The organism is Deinococcus radiotolerans (assembly GCF_014647435.1).
GTDB lineage: Bacteria > Deinococcota > Deinococci > Deinococcales > Deinococcaceae > Deinococcus > Deinococcus radiotolerans.
Genome location: NZ_BMPE01000010.1, coordinates 115,249 through 132,301 on the forward strand (window position 1 = coordinate 115,249; position 17,053 = coordinate 132,301).

Genomic DNA, 17,053 nt, shown 5'->3' on the forward strand with positions numbered 1-17,053 from the left:
TTCCGCAGTGAACGCCGCTCGTAGCCTGGCAACAGAGACGCCACCGTCGGAGCAGCATGCTGAAAGTTTTTCTGCTCGGTCACACGTACGCGCACAGTGGGCAGCGTCCGGTGCACCTGTCCACGAAAGCCGTTGCGCTCATCACGTACCTGGTCCTGGAGGAGCGGGTGCATCACCGGGATCACATGGCGGCCCTGCTGTGGAATCACGGGGACGCCCGGCAGAACCTGCGGGTGGAACTGGCCCGCATCCGGTCGGCGGGCATTGTCGGCTTTCCTCTGGGTGAGCGACTGCTGACCGTGCACAACAGCACGACAGACCTGGGCGTGTGGGAGGACGGCCTGAAGGTCTGCGCGGAGTTCAGTGATGATCAGGTGCAGACCTGGCTGTCCGGCATCCGGGGCATTCCGCTCAGTGGGCTGGATGATCTGGGCGGGCCGGAATTCCGGATGTGGGTGGATCACCAGCGGCAGCTGATCATCAACCGCCTCGCGGAGGGCCTGGAGCAGGCGTACCGCATCTACGGGCGGCAGCGGCGGGCCATGGCGGTGGGGATGGTGAATGCGCGGCTGCAACTGCTGGGCTGCGCAGCCCTGCCGCCCCTGCCTGAGCATTCGGACGAGGTGCAGTTTGACCGGGTGGAGACCGAGCGGCTGCGGGAGATCATGCGCCGCGCGGCGCGGTCGCCGCAGGTGCTGGTCCTGCGCGGCGAGACTGGCAGCGGCAAATCCTATGAGGTGCGCCGCCTGGCGCAGGAGGCGCAAGCCCTGGAGATTCACTGCGACGCGCAGTCCCTGCACCTGAGCCTGGCGATCATCGCGCAGCGCATCCGGCCGCACCTGCCGGACGCGGTGGCCGAGCGCCTGGCCGCGGCGCAGGGGCAGGTGGCCCCGCAGGGGCAGGTGGTGGCGGTGGCGGGTGCCCTGACGCACCTGACGGTGCCGGTGGTGCTGGACTTCGATCAGGCCGAGCGGGCCAGCCTGGAACTGGCGGGCTTCATTCAGCTGCTCGTCAACACGGACACGCGGGCGCTGTGCGTGCTCAGCTGCCGCGAGGCGGAGTACGCGGCGGGCGGGAAGCTGATTCAGCAGCTGCGGCGGGTACTGCCAGAGGACCGCAGTCACCTGGTGCAGCTGGGCCCGCTGAGCGTGGCCAGCGTGACAGACGCCCTCAAGCAGCTTGACCCGTTGCAGGCCCCGGAGGTGCTGGAGGTGCAGGCCGTGCAGCTGATGCAGCGGACCGGCGGGTCGCCGCTGCTGCTGCGCGAGGCGCTGAGTGAGGATTTTCCGGCGTTGACGATTCACACGCGTATGGATGAGCGGCTGGACAGCGAGATTGACAGCTGGCCGGAGGACGTGCGGCACGGCCTGGAGGCGCTCAGCCTGCTGCTGACGCCCGTTGATCAGGCGCTGGTCGCGGAGTTGCAGGTGGTGCCGGCCGAGGACGCGACGCGGTTCCTGACGCAGGCGCATGCCTGCGGGGCGCTGTGTGAGCACCGGCAGGGCGGCGTGGTGGTGCTGCAGGCGGGCCTGAGGGTCGAGGGGCATCAGGCGGCGGTGGATTCCCTGTTCCGGGATGAGCACCTGCGGGTGCGCCTGGCGAGTCGTCTGGCGGCGCCGCGCCGGGTCGAGATGAACCGCCGGCTGGCGCAGGTGTTCGCCCCGCGTCATGCGGGCCTGGCGCGCTTCTACGCCCTCCGGGCGGGACTGACTCCGCCGCCGGACGTGCCGGGCGTGCCGGGCGTGCCGGGTCCGGTGATCTCGTCGGTGATGCGGGCGCCGCCGCCGCTGCCGCACGTGGAGCCGCCCGCGCCGAACTCGACGGATCAGCCGCCCGTGACGGCCGAGGGGTACGTGCTGACGGTGGACCGGGGGTGGCTGCGGGTGCTGCGCCGGGGGCGGTACGGTCCGGCGCAGACGCTGACGCTGCGGGTGCCGGGCGCGGCAGATGAGGGCGGGGCGCGCACCCTGAGTCTGATCTGGCGGCTGGACCGCTTCACGGGTGGTTTTCAGTTTGATCCGCAGGAGGTGCCGTTCCCGCTAGGGGTGTGGCCGGGCGGCCCGGCGACGGTGTTCACGCCGTACGATCAGCCTGATTTTGAGGAGTGTGGCGTGCCGGTCGGGGTGCGGCGCGAGGTGACGGTGGGCCGCTGGATGCACCACACGCTGACGGTGCCGGTGAAGCCGGCGGCGCCCTGGATTGAGCTGCGCTTCCGGAGTCTGGATCTGATCCTGACGGTTGCGGGGCTCAGCGTGGGGGGACGGCAGGTGCTGCCGTTGACGTCCGGGCGCGCGGTGAACGCCGGGGTGCAGCTCCGCTGAGGCCCGCGCTGTCCGGCAGGCCCGCTGAGCGCCCACCCGGAGTGGCGGCCCGGCGGGTCTGCCCTGCTGGGTCGGCGGGGGCTGCGCCGGGCTGGTAGCTGTGGGGACTGATGAGCGTCCAGGCTCAGGCCCAGCAGCGCTGCATGAGTTCAATCATGCAGCGCTGCTGCGTAGCGTGTTTCAGTAATTCCATCTCTGAACGCGGGTGACCTTTGATACGGGTCACTCGCGTATTTGGTCGGAGTGAGGCGGTCGATGTGAGTTTCCGGACCAGTCACCTCACCATTCAATTTCATTAAAGTTTTATAAAGTATAAACAGATTTCCTCTCATTTTTCACAGATGTTGAGATTTTCACGGAGTCATCGTGTGCTCGGTTTTGTGATGTGCAGGCGGTCATTAAGCTGGGATGAAGGCGGCGCAGTTCTGCTCTGCTCCCCACAGACGGGGCTTGGAAATCTCGATTTTGCTGGACCGACAACTGTTAAATACTTCCCGAAATTTCCTACGTGAGAAAAAACAGAGGTCAGGGCGGCATGGAGCTCTCATGCACGTCCACAATGATTCATTCTGCACTCGCAGCTATTGATTCGGTTGTCTTCAATGAATGCCCGTGCGATGTGAATAAGTCAACATTCATATCAATGACGTAAGAGACATGTCATAGAAACAGAACATAATTTAATCAAGAGTCAGCTAAGTTTTAAAGACTCAATTCAATCAGGCAGGGCGATTCTCAACGAAGAACAGTCCACTTAAGCCACTCAGGAGTAGAATGCTGTCAGGTCCCCTCACAATCAAGAAAATTGGTTTCCTTACGAGCTTCATCGGTCTTTCTCTGGTGGTCGCGTCCTGCGGTCAACAGAGCGCCGCCCCGAGTGGCACCACCCAGACCGCCGCCCCCGCCACAGAAGACGCCCGCCTGAGCACCGCCGCCCTCCTCCCCGGCGCCCTGCCCATCACCGCCTCCACCGCGAGCGACGTGGCCCGCTCGGACACCACCTCCTGGTACTCCCGCGACGGCGCCCTCAGCAGCTACTGGGCCACCAACTGGACCAGCCAGAGCCAGTGGATCCGCTATGACCTCGGCAGCGCCCAGACGGTCGGCTCGGTCGCCGTGGCGTGGTACAACGGCGCCGCCCAGAAATACAAGTTCGACGTCGCCGTGTCCAGTGACGCCACCACCTGGAAGACCGTCGCCAGCGGCCTGAGCAGCAGCGGCACCACCACCGCCGCCGAGAAGTACGACTTCGCGGACCAGTCGGCCCGTTACGTCCGCATCACCCTGGCCGCCAACACGGCCGTCAAGCTCGCGGGCATCGCTGAGATCGCCCTGCTCGGCGCGGACACCACCACCGCCCCGGTCACCACGGCGCCCATCACCGCCCCGATCACGACCAACCCCGACGCGCTGACGCCCGAATCGTTCGGCGCGCGCGGAGACGGCGTCACGGACGACACCACCGCGCTGACCGCCCTGTTCAACGCCGCCAACAAGCAGGCCAAACCCATTGCCTTCGGTGCCGGCAAGACCTATCTCACGGGGCGCACCAACGGCTACCAGTACAACATCACGACCAACGGCCTGACCGTGCAGGGCAACGGCGCGACCATCAAGGTCATGAACGGCACCACCACCGCCAGCAGCCTCTACGTCCTGCGCATCGCCGCGCAGAACGTCACCGTCGAGAACCTCACCGTCGACGCCAACCGCGCCGGGCGCCCCACCCTGACCAACTGGAACCAGTACGCGTGGTTCATCGACGGCGGCAGCGTCAACGTCCGCCTCAAGGGCATCCGCGGCCTGAACAGCCCCGTCGACAACCTCTACATCCGTGATCAGATGGGCGCCTCGCCCAGCACCTCCGACGCGCTGTACCCGCGGGAGATCTACATCGACGGGGCGGAGATGCTGAACGCCGCGCGGAACAACGCCAGCGTGATCAGCAGCAAGAACGTGTACATCACGGGCGGGCGCTTCAACGGCGCGAACGGCTCGAACCCCGAGGCAGGCATCGACATCGAACCGAACACCAGCGACACGTACGGGAACAACGGGGTGTACCTGACGAACGTGGAGACGTCGAACAACCGGGGCGGGGGCGTGGACGTGGCGGGGCACCACAACCAGAACATCGTGGTGAAAAACCACGTGGCGAACAGCAACGGCACGGCCTTCTTCGCCATGCCCGACGGCGGCGCCATCCAGGTTGACGGCCTCACCGGCAGCAACTACGCCTCCAACCCCGTGGCGACTGAACGCAACGGCTTCGTGTCCCTGGTGCCCGGCGGCGTGACCGGCGGCAAGGTGAGCATCCAGAACGTGACGCTGACCGGCATCAACTCGACCCTGCCGAGCGTGCACCAGAACTACGACGGGGCCGTGACGATCCACGACACGCAGATCAACCAGTACACCGGCACGCGCCCGGTCGTGGAAGCCAAACCTGCCGACATCTACAACATCTACCGCGACGGCGTCAAAATCCAGTAACGCCAACGGTCACGCGGGGTGGGCTCCAGTTCAGGACTGGAGCCCACCCCGCGTGACCGATGCCACCCGCTCAGGGCAGGCGGGAGAGCGCCTCGGTGGGCGCCACCTCCGGCGTGGCCGCGTCCCCGGCCGCCCAGGCAGCCACGTCCACGCCGCGCCGCGCCGCCGGGCGCGCGCTGACCGGGCCGCGGTTCATCACGACGCCCATCACGCGCGCCGCGACGAGCCGCACCTGCTCCAGCGCGCGCAGCAGGTTGTCTTGGCTGGCCGTGCCGGGCGCCGTGACGAGCAGCACGCCGGACGCGCGCGCCATCAGCAGCAGCGTGTCCGCGATCTCCCCGGCGGGCGGGCAGTCCAGGATCACGAACTCGTACTGCTGCGCCCACTCGGCCTGGAGTGCCTCCAGCTTCCTGGGTTCCACGCTCAGGCGGGGCAGGCTGGGCTGCCGCCACAGGTCCACGCGGGGCGCCACCGCGACCGGGTGCGTGGCGGCCTCCGTCCGGGCCCGCCACAGTCCGGCCTGACCGGCGCCCAGTGGGTCAGTGTCGATCAGCAGGACGCGGGAGCCCCACTCGGCCAGCGCGGCGGCCAGCAGCGCCGCGACGGTGCTCGCGCCGTCCCCGCGGCGCAGGCCGCTGACGGCCACCACGCGCAGCTGCGGGCCGGGCAGCTGCGCCCAGACGCCCACCCGCAGTGACGCGGCCTGCTGCTGCACCTGCGCGTGCCGCAGGGCCGGGCCGAGGCCGCCGCCCAGCACGGTCCGCTTGAAGCGCGGCAGAACGGTCAGGGGAAGATCCAGGGCGTCTAGGTCTTCAATGAGGTTCACGCGGCGGCGGCTGAGGTCCAGCACGACCACGACCGGCAGCAGCAGCATGACGCTGAGCAGGCCCGCGACCAGCGCGTCCCGCATGGGGGTGGGCGAGACCGGCTCGGTGGGCAGCTGCGCGGTGCCCACGCGCGTCAGGCTGCCCACGGCCGCCTGCTCCAGCACCCGCAGCTGCTCGCGGTCGCGGACCAGCTGGGCGCGCAGGTCCAGCTGGTCCGCGCGGCCGGACTGGTTCGTGCCATTCAGGCGGGTATCGAGTGCACTGATGCGCCGCTCGACGCTCTCGCGGGCGCGCGTGACGCTGTCCGTGGCGCGCTGCGTGTCCCAGGCCATCAGGGCGGTGACGGTGGCGTCCGCGAAGGCGCGGGCGGCGGCGGGCGTGGCCGCTCGCGCCAGAACCTCGTACACCCCGGTGCGCTGCTCGTCCAGGCGGGACACCAGTTTCAGGGAACGGGGGCCGTCGGGCTGGGCGTTGCGGAGCAGGCGGCGGCGCAGGTCCAGCTGCTCGGCCTGCCCCAGCGGCGCGGCGTTCAGTCTGTTCTGGATGTCGCGCAGCACCTCGGGGCTGCCCAGCGCCTCCTGGAGAGCGCCGGTGGGCAGCGTGGGGGCCGTGACCAGCGCGTTGTTGATGACGGTGTTGCCGGTGTCGCTGCGCGCGGCGACCATGCTGGAGGTGGCCTGATAGACCTCCGGCGCGCGGCGGCTGCTCAGGAGGGTGACGCCCGCGACCGTGGCCGCCACGATCCCCACGGGGATCAGGAATCGCCGGACCGAGTGGGAGATCCGTCTGAGGTCGAGGGGCACTGCCCGCTCCGCTGGCGTTCCACGCTCCATGTGATCTTCTCCTTTGGCGTGCCCGGCCCCGGACCGGTCGGGACGACCGGACGGCGCGGGCGCTTGATCCGCTGCTGGAGAAATTGTGGAAGAGCGGGCGTAACAGTATCGTTAACGCCCGCTCCTGTGGCCGCGCGGCGGCGCTGGCATGGTCTTTTCGCAGACTTACTGCGCGCTCAGGTCGTAGTTGTTCAGGATGACCGTCTGTACGGTGCCGTCCGGGTTCAGGAGGTTCCAGCCGGTCTTGGTGCCGCTGGCGAACTGCCCGTCCCGCTGGGCGTAGATCAGGCGCTTGCTGTTGTCGGCGCTCAGGACCGTGTCGCCCGTGTCGTAGCGGTTGTTGCTGTTCGCGTCGCGGAACACGATCACGCGGTACGTGCCGTACGGCAGGTTGGTGGGCAGGTCCAGGGAGTACCCGCCGGTCAGGAACTTGTCGATGATCTGGCTCTGGGTGCCGTCGGCCGTGTACTGACTGTTGTTGTACCCGACGATCGCCAGGCCCAGGTTCTGGTTGGCGTCGAAGCCGCGCAGCTGTCCGGTGACGTCTTTCTTGATGGGGTTCCCGGCCAGGGTGCAGGCGCTGAGGGTCAGGGGAGCGAGGATCGCGGCGGCGAGCATGGCTTTCATGGGTGGACCTCCTGGGGAATGGGGCTTCGGGTGTCTGCGCCCACCGTAGGGGGTGAGGGGGCGGGGGGCGTGAACGGGGCCTAGCGGTTGGGTTCAGCTGAGCTTCACCGGGCCTTATGGGGCGCGTCCCGCTATACTTCCCGGCATGCAGAGGCAGCCGTTTACAGCGTTGGCCGCCGTGTACGACGCGATCATGGCGGACGTGGAGTACGACCACTGGGCGGATTTCGTCCTGACGTACGCGCGGGACGCCGGGCTGCCCGGGCCGGGGCGGGCGCTGGACCTGGCGTGCGGCACAGGCGGCTTCACGCGGGAGTTGCGCGCGGCGGGCTGGGACGTGACGGGCCTGGATTTCAGTGAGGCGATGCTCGCGGAGGCGCGGACCCGGCTACCGGGCGTGCCGTTCGTGCAGGGGGACCTGCGGACCTTCGACCTTGGGGAGCGGTTCGGGCTGGTGACGTGCGTGTTCGACAGCCTGAACAACCTGCTGACCCCGGCGGACCTGGGGGCGGCCCTGTCGCGCGCGCGGGCGCACCTGAGTCCCGGCGGGCTGCTGGCGTTCGACGTGAACACGCGCCTGGGCGTGCGGGAGTTGTGGGAGGGGGACGCCATCGAGGGCCTGGCGCCCCTACCGGACGGCGGGGAAGTGCACTACCACTGGTCGCACCACTACGACGCGGAGGCGGATGTGGGCGTGGTGCAGGCGTTCTGCCGGGTGGATGATCAGGAGTTCGTGGAAACGCACCGCGAGCGCGGGTACGACCCGGCCGACCTGGACCCCCTGCTGAGGGCGGCGGGCTTTGAGACGTGGGAGACCGTGGAGTACCCGGATTACGCGCCGCCGGAACCGGACGCGCCGCGCGTGTGGGTGTTCGCCCGAGCGGGCGGATCGTGAGCGCCCTGCCGGTGCTGGGCGCGGGCGGCTGGGGCACGGCGCTGGCCGTGAACGCGGCGCGCAACGGCCCGGTGCGGCTGTGGGCGCGCCGCGCGGATTTTGCGCGCACGCTGGCCGAGCAGCGGGTGAACGCGGAGTACCTGCCGGGCGTGACGCTCCCGGCGGGCCTGGAGGTCACGGCGCACCTAGGCGAGGCGATCACGGACGCGCCGTTCGCGCTGGTCGTGGTGCCCAGCGTGGGCGTCCCGGACCTGCTCGCGGCGCTGCCACGGGACCTGGGCGTGGTTCTGTGCGCCAAGGGGCTCGCGCCGGACGGCGGGCAGCTGAGCGTCCTGGCGCGGCAGCTGGGCTTCACGCGCGTGGCGGTCCTGAGCGGCCCGAACCACGCTGAGGAGATCGGACGGGGCCTGCCCGCCGCCACCGTGGTCGCCAGCCGCGACGGGGGCTTCGCGCGGTCCGTGCAGGCGGCACTGATGACGCCGGGCCTGCGCGTGTACACCAGTGACGACGAGACCGGCGTGGAACTGGGCGGCGTGCTGAAGAACGTCATGGCGGTCGCAGCCGGGCTGGTGGACGGCCTGAACCTGGGCGACAACGCGAAGTCCGCGCTGATCACGCGTGGGCTGCGCGAGATGAACCGCTACCTGACGGCGCTGGGCGCGCGTGAGGAGACGGTGTACGGCCTGAGCGGCCTGGGGGATCTGGTCGCCACGGCCACCAGTCGCCACAGCCGCAACCGCGCGGCGGGCGAGGCCATCGCGCGCGGGGAGCACCCGGGGCAGGGCGGGAAGGTCGTGGAGGGCCTGCGCACAGCGGGCCTGCTGGACGCGTGGGCGGCGGCGCACGGGCATGACCTGCCGATCGTGCGGGCGGTGGCGCACGTCACGCGCGGCGAGTGGTCCCCGCAGGACGGCGTGGCCCGCCTGATGGAACGCGAGGCGAAACCCGAACAGCACTGAGTTCAGGCGCCCTCTGCCGACCCCGCCCGCCGGGTGTTTCCACCTGGGTCAGGGCCTGAAAACCAGCGTGCCACACGATCTTGAGCGGGCCTTCATGTCCGCATGTTTTGCTGCATGTTGTATGCCACTTTCCAGGGAAGTACAAGTGCTTGTACCTCCTGCGGGCGGGTGGTACAGTCAGCCATCTAAGGCAAGGCCCACTTCACCGGCCACCCACAGCAGCTCACCTCACGGCCCCCACCGGGGCGGTGCGGTCTCGCTGCTGTGTGCCCAAGCCACCCCCTCGCCCGCAAGGAGACCCACCGTGACCACCCTGAGCGCCCAGCCCCTGACCAACTTCGACGAGAACGCCCACCACATTGCCAAGCGGCAGTACCTGCAAGGCACGGACGGCGACCTGAGCGGCATGTTCCGCCGCATCGCCACCTGGGTGGCCGGCGCAGAGGAGGCGGGCGCGCGCGAGCACTGGGCGCAGGCGTACTACGACCTGATGGCCGAGAAGAAATTCTGCCCCGGCGGGCGCGTCCTGGCTGGCGCCGGTACGCAGCACGGCAACGTCCTGAACTGCTTCGTGCAGGGCGCCACTGAGCACGCCCCGCACACCTTCGAGGGCGTGATGGAAGTCGCGAAGAAACTCGCGCTGGTCACGAAGGTCGGCGGCGGAAACGGCGTGAACCTGGACGTATACACGCCCCGCGCCGAGAGCAGCCGCCCCGACACCGGCGTGCGCGGCTGGGTGTACATGAGCGCCGCGCACGCGGACGTGCAGGACTTCATCGAGGGCCTCATGCGCCCCCCCACCCAGCCCGACGGTGAGAAGCAGCCCATCGCGGTGCGCAACTGGACGCGCGTGGTGTACGGGCAGGTCATCAAGCCGGAACTGGTCGCGCTGGCCCGCGCGAACGGCGTGTCCGTCGTCAAGGCCATGCCCGAAGGCGTGCAGGCCGTGCCGGACGACATGGGCGGCATCATCGACGCGGCCCGCAAGATCGCCGAGGACGCCAAGACCGGCCTGGAGCCCCGCCTGGACCTGAGCAGCATGCGCCCCGAGGGTGCCCCGATCAAGGGTTCGGGCGGCACGAGCAGCGGCCCCGTGAGCTTCCTGCTGGAAATCTTCGACAACTTCCTGGAATGGGCCAACCGCGGCGCGGAAGCGTCGGGCCCGATCAACACCCTGCGCTTCGTGTACGCCCCGGTGCTGCGCGTCGTCCGTCAGGGCGGCACCCGGCGCGGCGCGGGCATGGCCACGATTTCCATTGAGCACCCGGACGTGCTGGACTTCCTGACCGCCAAGGACCTCGACCGCGAGGCCAGCGAGGGGGACATCAGCACCTTCAACATCAGCATCCTGGTCAGCAGCGCCTTCTGGGACACCCTCCAGGCGGGCGGCGTGTGGCACGTTAACGCGCAGGACGTGCCCGGCAAGTACTACCTCGCCCCGCAGAAGGGCGCGTTCAAGGGCACCCTGCCCACGCTGCCCATCCGCGCCGAGGACGACGCGCAGGGCGTCCCCGTGTACACCGACAAGAGCGGCAAGACCGGCATCCCCGCCCAGTGGCTGTGGGACCAGATCGCGCAGCACGCCTGGAGCACCGGCGAACCCGGCCTGATCTTCGTGGACCGCATCAACGAGCATTCCGCCCTGAAGAACCTGGGCGAGCGCTACCAGATCCGCAGCACCAACCCCTGCGGCGAGATCCCCCTGACCGTCGGTGAACCCTGCGACCTGGGCGCCATCAACCTCGCGGCGTACGTGCACAGCAGCACCTTCGACTACGACACGTTCCGCGCGGACGTCCGCACCGCCGTGCGCTTCCTGGACGACGTGCTCGACGTGAACGTGTTCGCACTCGAAGACAACCGCGTCGCCAGCCAGGACCTGCGCCGCCTGGGCCTGGGCGTCATGGGCCTCGCCGACGCCCTCATCAAACTCGGCCTGCGCTACGACAGTGAAGCGGGCCGCGACACCATCTACGACATCATGAGCGCCCTGCGCGAGGAAGCCATCGCGGAAAGCGAACGCCTGGGCGAGGAACGCGGCATCTACCCCGTGTACACCCGCCACGCCGAGCAGATCCCCCACGCACCCCGCCGCAACGTCGCCGTGCTGACCGTCGCCCCCACCGGCACCACCAGCATGCTCATGGGCGTCAGTAGCGGCATCGAACCCATCTTCAGCCCGTTCATCTGGCGCAAGATCGGCAGCGAATACCGCGCCCTCCTCGCTCCCCTCTTCGTCGAACTGCTCGAAACGTACCCCGCCCCCCAGGGCATGACGAAGGACGGAGGCTGGGACTGGGACAAGGTCACCGAAGCCGTCAGCGAAAACCACGGTTCGGTCGTCGGCCTGCCGTTCATTCCCGACGCCCTCCAGCAGGTGTTCGTCTGCGCGCACGACATCAAACCCGTCGATCACGTCCGCATGCAGGGCACCGTGCAGCGCGCCTTCGACGCCGAAGGGCACGCCGCCAACAGCCTCAGCAAGACCATCAACCTCCCCAACGACGCCACCGTGCAGGACGTGCAGGACGCCTACAGCGAAGCGTACAAGACCGGCTGCAAAGGCATCACCGTCTACCGCGACGGCAGCCGCCAGTTCCAGGTCCTGAGCACCAGCAAGAAAAAAACCAAGAAAGAAGACGACAACGCCGAACCCACCCCCGCTGAACCCAGCGCCAGCGCCGACGTCATGGGCGAAAGCACCCCCACCCCGGAACCCACCCCCGCCCCCACGCCCAAGGTGAGTCCCACCATGCCCAGCAAACCCACCTACGAACGCCCCACCCGACTGCGCGGCATCACCGACATGGTCAAACTCACCGACCCCACCAGCGGCCACCGCCGCAGCTTCCTCGTCACCGTCAACGAACTCGGCGGCAAACCCGTCGAAGTCATGGTCATCAGCGGCCGCGCCGGCGACGAAGCGAACGCCGACAGCGAAGCCCTCGGCCGCGTCGTCAGCATCGCCCTCCAGCACGGCGTCCCCGCCCAGGCCATCGTCAAAACCCTGCGCGGCATCAACGGCGGCCTGTACGGCAGCTACAACGGCCGCCTCGTGGGCAGCAAAGCCGACCTGATCGCCGTCGCCCTGGAAACCTTCCAGAAAGACCTCGACGCCGCCAAACTCCCCCCCCTCGCCGGAGGCAGCACCGACACCGCCCAACCCGTCACCAGCAGCGCTGCGCCCAGTGGCGTCAGCGTGGAGGGCATGGGGCGCGAGCGGTGCCCGGTGTGCGAGGAGAAAGCCGTGATCCGCGAGGAAGGCTGCCTAAAATGCCAAGCCTGCGGCTACAGCAAATGCGGCTGAGGTAGAGAAAAAACCGTCACTCCGCTGACTGGTCTGCTTGCCCTCCACGGGGCAGGCAGATTTTTCTGTGTCGTCCCAGGGAGAAGGCGTACGCTCCGGCCGGGCCCGGGCGGGTACGCTGCCCGTATGCCTCTGTCGGATTACGCTCGCCCCTCCCCTGCTCGGTTTCGTCTGTATGCGTCGTTGTTGGTGCTGCTGGTGTTGACGGCGGTGGTGGGGCGGCGGCGTCCGGGGGAGCTGGGCACGCGGGAGACGCTGCGGCGCAGTGCGTTCGCGCGGGTGATGTTCATGGATATCGGCGCGCTGAGCACCCTGGGCGCGCTGTATCTGGTGTTGAACGGGCGGACGCGGGTGCGGGTCCCGGCGGCGGTGGCGTCGTTGTTCGCGGGGAGTTTCGCGTTGCTGCCCGCGCTGATGTTGGAGGACGCGGCGGCCATGCGGGCCGAGCGGGAGGGCCGCACGGAGTAGCCCGGCCAGGCGTGCGGCTCAGGTGGGGTGGTCGCGGCGCGGCCACCAGTGTTCCAGCAGCAGCGTGACGCCCAGGCTGACGGTCACGCCCAGTAGCCAGCCGGCCAGAACGTCGCTGGGGGCGTGGACGCCCAGCAGGACGCGGGCGGCGCCCATGCTTAGGGCGTACGCGGCGGTCAGGGTGACGGCCCAGGTGCGGGTGGGGGTGCGGCGCAGCAGGACGCTCAGGAGGGTGCCCAGCGCGGCGGCGAGGGCGGCGTGCCCGCTGGGGTAGGACAGGCCGGGCGCGGCGACCAGGTGCGGGTACAGGGTGGGTCGGGGGCGGTGCACGGCGGCGTTCAGCAGGAGTTGCGCGGCCAGCGTGGCGGTCATGCCGGTCAGGAGCAGCAGCGCCGCGCGGCGCGAGCGGGTGAACGCCCACGCGGCGATCAGGGCGGTGGCGGTCAGGGTGACGCCCAGCAGGCCCGTGACGTTCAGGGCGCGGGCGGCGCCGATGGTGGCGGGCGTGGCGTGCGTGTGCAGCCACGCGCTAACGGGGGTGTCCAGGGGGGCGGTGGTGCCGGTCTGCACGGTGATGGTCAGGGCGGTCAGGGCCAGCAGGCTCAGCAGGGCGGGCCACGTCAGGCGGGATGGACTGCGTGGCTGGTTGGGCCGGGGCATGGGGGTCAGGTGGGGCGCAGGACGTGCAGCGCGGCAGGCCAGACCTGTACGTGTACGGGGCCGCCGGGGTCAGTGCGGGTTTCGCCATCCACGTGGAAGATCTGTCCTGTGGCGTGCAGGGTGAAGGTGGCGGCCACGTCTTCCTGCACGCTGGGGAGCGTGTCGAACTGGCCGCGCAGCAGGGCGGCGGCGTACGCCAAGAGGCTGTCGCGCTGCTCGCCGTTCACGCGGATCAGGTTCAGCTGCCCGTCGCCAGGGTGGGCGTCTGGGGCGAGGCGCAGGCTGTTCCCGGTGGACTGGATGTTCATGATTTCCAGCAGCGTCACGGGTGGCGCGGGGCGGTCCTCTCCGTTCACGTGGACGGGAACGTTCTGCGGCTGGAAGCCGGGCAGGGTACTCAGGAGGGCCTGCGCGGCCCGCAGGGGGCTCTTGGGCCCTTCGGGGTCGTAGGCGTGCAGGACGTCTGCGAACACGCCGCACCCGAACGCCTCGAAGAACACGTCCTCGCCCCAGGGGGCCTGCACGCGGCCCGCGTCGAACGGGTGGGGCGCCGCGGTCCGGTACGCGCGGACGATGTCCAGCGGGTCGCCCTGAAGTCCCAGGGTCCGGGCAATGTTGTTTGAGGTGCCCAGCGGGATCACGCCGACGGTCGCGCTGCGCCCGGTGAGGTGCAGCGCGGCGGCGCGGAAGGTGCCGTCCCCTCCGGCGATGAACACCGGGCCGGGCAGTGGACCGTGCAGGGCGGTCAGCAGGTCGTCGGGCGTGCGGGTGGGGCGGTACTCGGCGTCGAATCCGGCGTCCCGCAGGGCGCCCTGCACCTGCGTGGGGTCGGCGCGGTGGCTGCTGCCGGAACTGGCGTTGTGGATCAGCACGGCGGGCGTCAGTGGGCCCGGGGTCAGTTCGGCAGCGGCCATGTGATGCACTCTACGGTGGCGCGGGGCGGGATGAGGGTGCGGGTCATGGTTTGCTCAAGGCGCGTGGGCGGGCGGGGTGGCTACAGTAGCGGCATGACCGCACTGCCCGATCCACTCACGCTGGAGGGCGCTCCCTCCGCCGCGCCGCGTGGCCCCGCGACCCTGATCTACAACACGAACGCGGGCGGCAGTAAGCACGCCACCCCGGATGACCTGGTGAACGCCATTCACGCCATCGGGTTCACGCCGGTGTACCGCGCGACCAGCTGCGAGGACGACCTGAAAGAAGCCCTGGACGGCGTGGCGGGGACGGTCTTCGTGGCGGGCGGGGACGGCACGCAGCGCGCCGTGGCGCTGACGCTGGCGGGCCGCGCGGAGGTGAATCTGGCGGTGATTCCCATGGGCACGGCGAACAACGTGGCGCGCACGCTGGGCGTGCAGGGCGAGCCGCTGGACGTGATCGCCGCGTACGGCCGCTCGGAGGTGCGGCCCTTCGATCTGGGCCGCGTGGAGGGCCCCTGGGGTGAGGACCTGTTCCTGGAAGCCTGTGGGTGCGGGGCGTTCGCGGACGTGATGGCCGAGTACGACCCGGAGGAAGGCAAGAGTCCCCTGCGGGCCGTGCAGGCGCTGACGACGACCCTCACGACCTTCGATCCGCCGCCCGTGCAGCTCACGCTGGACGGTGAGGAGCAGCCGAAAGCGGCGTTCGCGCTGCTGGAAGTCATGAACACGAAGGCGACGGGACCGCGCCTGCGCCTGGCCACGAACGCCGACCCGGGCGATGGGCAGCTGGACGTGGTGCGGATTGACGCGGCGGGCCGTGAGGGGCTGCTGACGTACCTCGCGGCGCTCGCCCGGGACGAGTTCGAGGCGCTGAGCAGCGTCGAGAGTACCCGCGCGGGCCGCGTGGAGATACCGTACACCGGGCAGGCTTTTCACGTGGACGCTGAGGTGAGGCCGCCTGTGCAGGGCGTCACGGGCCGCGTGCTGATTGAGGCGTGGCCGGACGCGCTGCACGTCCTAGTGCCCCTGCCTGCCGCGCCCGCCGGGGAGGCCTGAGGTGCCGCCCGGTCCGCCCCTCCCCCCACCGAACCCGCAGGAGGGCCGCGAGGTGCCGCTGCGGCGCGCGTGGCCGGTCGCGCTCGTTCACGCCCTTCAGGACCGTGTGGGTGGCGCGCTGGGCTGGGCGCCCCGCCCGGCGGCGACCATGCAGAACAACATCGTCTGGCGGGGTGGGGTGCAGGTCATGCGGGTGGACCTGCACATGCACACCGAGGTCAGTCACGACTGCCGCACGCCCCTGCGGGACATTCCGGGGTGGATGCTCCGCACGAACACACGCGTGATTGCCGTGACGGATCACGACCAGCAGCGCGGCGGCCCGGAGTTGCAGGCCATCATTCGCGACCTGGGCCTGGATGACCGCCTCAGCGTCATTCCCGGCGAGGAAATCACGACCAGTGAGGGTGAACTGATCGGTCTGTTCCTCCAGGAGCGCATCCCGCCCAAACTCACGCCGGAGGAAACGGTGCGGCAGATTAGGGCGCAGGGTGGGCTGGTCCTGCTGCAACACGGTTTTGACCCGCTGAAACGGTACCGTCTACGTCCAGAGGCGACCGACCGGATCGCTGATCAGGTGGATATCGTCGAGACGTTCAACTCCCGATTGTCTCGCCACCACTGGAACCGGGTGGCGGAGAATTGGGCGCGCGAGCGGAACCTGCCCATGAGCGCGGGCAGTGATGCCCATACCCTGCGCGATATCGGCGAGGCGTGGGTGGAAACGCCCTTCCGGACGATCCACACGCCCGCGCAGCTGATCGAGGCTCTGCGTGAGGGCGCCGTGGCGGGCCGCTGGACGCACCCGGCGTACGCGTTCGGGCAGAAGCAGTGGCGCAACTTCAACAGCCAGTTCAGGCGGTAGGCGGTCGCGTCGGTACGCTCTTCAGCCTGTCTCAATCGTGCTTTTCCATCATGCGCCCGTCAGACGAAGGTGGTACCATACGTCTACCGATGCGAGTCGGTGAACACCCTGGGGGTGACCCGGTTTCGACAGGGGAACTGAAGGTGATGTTGCGTGTCGAGGTGCCGTTGGCCTCGTTAACAAACGGCAAAGCCATTAACTGGCAACCAGAAATACGCTCTCGCTGCTTAAGTGAGACAGTGACCGCGAAGCCCGGCCTTTGGCGCCGCGCGAACTGAACCAAAAGAAGGCTAGCCAACGCAAGGTTCCATAGCGGGACGCGAAACTAAGTGGAAATAAGGCAAAGGGGAGGCGCGCCCACCAGTCGCCCCCAGCCCGACAATCAAACTGTGGGATACACACGTAGACGCACGCTGAACGGACTCTTGGACGGCGGTTCGACTCCGCCCACCTCCACCACAGATCCCCGCCCACCCGGCGGGGATTTCTCCTATACTGGGCAGGCTTTCCCAAGCATGTGCCGGGATGGCGGAATGGTAGACGCATCCGACTTAAAATCGGCTGCCGCAAGGCGTGAGGGTTCAAGTCCCTTTCCCGGCACCAACGAAAACAGCCACCCGTGAATCTGGGTGGCTGTTTCGGTTTGACACTGCACCAGCCGACGCGACTAGGCATGGCGTGTCTGTCGTTCGATCCGCTGGAGGTGGAGGTCAAGTAAGTCTTCTCAAGCAAGCCGACACCACAACCTGAAATACAACAGAAAAGCCCCCACCTGTAGGGTGGGGGCCATACATGGAGCGGGAGACGAGATTCGAACTCGCGACA

12 protein-coding genes, 1 tRNA gene and 1 other RNA gene are annotated in these 17,053 nt (G+C 68.9%); 10 read left to right on the forward strand and 4 right to left on the reverse strand.

What is annotated here, in order from left to right:
- The first annotated feature begins 56 nt into the window (after window positions 1-56).
- A complete protein-coding gene (locus IEY63_RS15165; protein WP_189069837.1) occupies window positions 57-2,321 on the forward strand; it encodes an ATP-binding protein in 2,265 nt (754 codons plus the stop codon).
- A gap of 774 nt (window positions 2,322-3,095) precedes the next feature.
- Complete coding sequence (locus tag IEY63_RS15170) at window positions 3,096-4,814, forward strand: discoidin domain-containing protein (RefSeq protein WP_189069838.1); 1,719 nt, start codon at window positions 3,096-3,098, stop codon at window positions 4,812-4,814.
- Window positions 4,815-4,884: 70 nt separating this feature from the next.
- Here the strand turns inward: IEY63_RS15170 and IEY63_RS15175 are convergent, their stop codons facing one another.
- Window positions 4,885-6,444, reverse strand: a complete 1,560-nt coding sequence (locus tag IEY63_RS15175) for a P-loop NTPase (protein ID WP_189069839.1) — start codon at window positions 6,442-6,444, stop codon at window positions 4,885-4,887.
- 195 nt (window positions 6,445-6,639) lie between these two features.
- On the reverse strand, window positions 6,640-7,101 hold the full coding sequence (locus IEY63_RS15180) for a hypothetical protein (protein ID WP_189069840.1): 462 nt from the start codon (window positions 7,099-7,101) through the stop codon (window positions 6,640-6,642).
- A 145-nt stretch (window positions 7,102-7,246) separates the two neighbouring features.
- Here IEY63_RS15180 and IEY63_RS15185 point away from each other — a divergent pair, with 145 nt between their 5' ends.
- From IEY63_RS15185 to IEY63_RS15200, 4 genes are all read left to right on the forward strand, one after another.
- A complete protein-coding gene (locus IEY63_RS15185) occupies window positions 7,247-7,996 on the forward strand; it encodes a class I SAM-dependent DNA methyltransferase (RefSeq protein WP_189069841.1) in 750 nt (249 codons plus the stop codon).
- Entirely contained in the window at window positions 7,993-8,955 is a 963-nt protein-coding gene (locus IEY63_RS15190) for an NAD(P)H-dependent glycerol-3-phosphate dehydrogenase (RefSeq protein WP_189069842.1), read from the forward strand. Before IEY63_RS15185 ends, IEY63_RS15190 begins: the two co-directional genes overlap by 4 nt.
- A 304-nt stretch (window positions 8,956-9,259) precedes the next feature.
- Complete coding sequence (locus IEY63_RS15195; protein ID WP_189069843.1) at window positions 9,260-12,262, forward strand: adenosylcobalamin-dependent ribonucleoside-diphosphate reductase; 3,003 nt, start codon at window positions 9,260-9,262, stop codon at window positions 12,260-12,262.
- A gap of 126 nt (window positions 12,263-12,388) precedes the next feature.
- Window positions 12,389-12,730, forward strand: coding sequence for a hypothetical protein (locus IEY63_RS15200; protein WP_229784742.1), 342 nt, complete (start codon window positions 12,389-12,391; stop codon window positions 12,728-12,730).
- 18 nt (window positions 12,731-12,748) lie between these two features.
- On the opposite strand, the gene IEY63_RS15205 is transcribed toward IEY63_RS15200, so the two are convergent.
- Together IEY63_RS15205 and IEY63_RS15210 are read right to left on the reverse strand one after the other, a co-directional pair.
- Entirely contained in the window at window positions 12,749-13,390 is a 642-nt protein-coding gene (locus IEY63_RS15205; protein WP_189069844.1) for a phosphatase PAP2 family protein, read from the reverse strand.
- 5 nt (window positions 13,391-13,395) lie between these two features.
- Complete coding sequence (locus IEY63_RS15210; protein WP_189069845.1) at window positions 13,396-14,304, reverse strand: diacylglycerol/lipid kinase family protein; 909 nt, start codon at window positions 14,302-14,304, stop codon at window positions 13,396-13,398.
- Window positions 14,305-14,397: 93 nt separating this feature from the next.
- Between IEY63_RS15210 and IEY63_RS15215 the strand changes: the two genes are divergently transcribed.
- The 4 genes from IEY63_RS15215 to IEY63_RS15230 all read left to right on the forward strand — a co-directional run bounded on the left by IEY63_RS15215 (window position 14,398) and on the right by IEY63_RS15230 (window position 16,831).
- Entirely contained in the window at window positions 14,398-15,363 is a 966-nt protein-coding gene (locus IEY63_RS15215) for a diacylglycerol/lipid kinase family protein (protein WP_189069846.1), read from the forward strand.
- A 148-nt stretch (window positions 15,364-15,511) separates the two neighbouring features.
- Window positions 15,512-16,228 (forward strand): PHP-associated domain-containing protein, encoded by a 717-nt coding sequence (locus tag IEY63_RS15220; protein ID WP_308425233.1) that lies wholly within the window; start codon window positions 15,512-15,514, stop codon window positions 16,226-16,228.
- A 110-nt stretch (window positions 16,229-16,338) separates the two neighbouring features.
- Window positions 16,339-16,687: a transfer-messenger RNA gene (gene ssrA / locus IEY63_RS15225) on the forward strand.
- Between the two features lie 60 nt (window positions 16,688-16,747).
- Window positions 16,748-16,831 (forward strand) — tRNA-Leu (locus IEY63_RS15230).
- Window positions 16,832-17,053 lie beyond the last annotated feature (222 nt).

What these genes read in the sequence shown, in the direction of transcription:
- IEY63_RS15215 (WP_189069846.1), top strand. Translation starts at nt 14,398, where the DNA reads ATGACCGCACTGCCCGATCCACTCACGCTGGAGGGCGCTCCCTCCGCC.
- IEY63_RS15170 (WP_189069838.1), top strand. Translation starts at nt 3,096, where the DNA reads ATGCTGTCAGGTCCCCTCACAATCAAGAAAATTGGTTTCCTTACGAGC.
- IEY63_RS15165 (WP_189069837.1), top strand. Translation starts at nt 57, where the DNA reads ATGCTGAAAGTTTTTCTGCTCGGTCACACGTACGCGCACAGTGGGCAG.
- IEY63_RS15200 (WP_229784742.1), top strand. Translation starts at nt 12,389, where the DNA reads ATGCCTCTGTCGGATTACGCTCGCCCCTCCCCTGCTCGGTTTCGTCTG.
- IEY63_RS15180 (WP_189069840.1), bottom strand. Translation starts at nt 7,101, where the DNA reads ATGAAAGCCATGCTCGCCGCCGCGATCCTCGCTCCCCTGACCCTCAGC.
- IEY63_RS15205 (WP_189069844.1), bottom strand. Translation starts at nt 13,390, where the DNA reads ATGCCCCGGCCCAACCAGCCACGCAGTCCATCCCGCCTGACGTGGCCC.
- IEY63_RS15185 (WP_189069841.1), top strand. Translation starts at nt 7,247, where the DNA reads ATGCAGAGGCAGCCGTTTACAGCGTTGGCCGCCGTGTACGACGCGATC.
- IEY63_RS15220 (WP_308425233.1), top strand. Translation starts at nt 15,512, where the DNA reads ATGCAGAACAACATCGTCTGGCGGGGTGGGGTGCAGGTCATGCGGGTG.
- IEY63_RS15210 (WP_189069845.1), bottom strand. Translation starts at nt 14,304, where the DNA reads ATGGCCGCTGCCGAACTGACCCCGGGCCCACTGACGCCCGCCGTGCTG.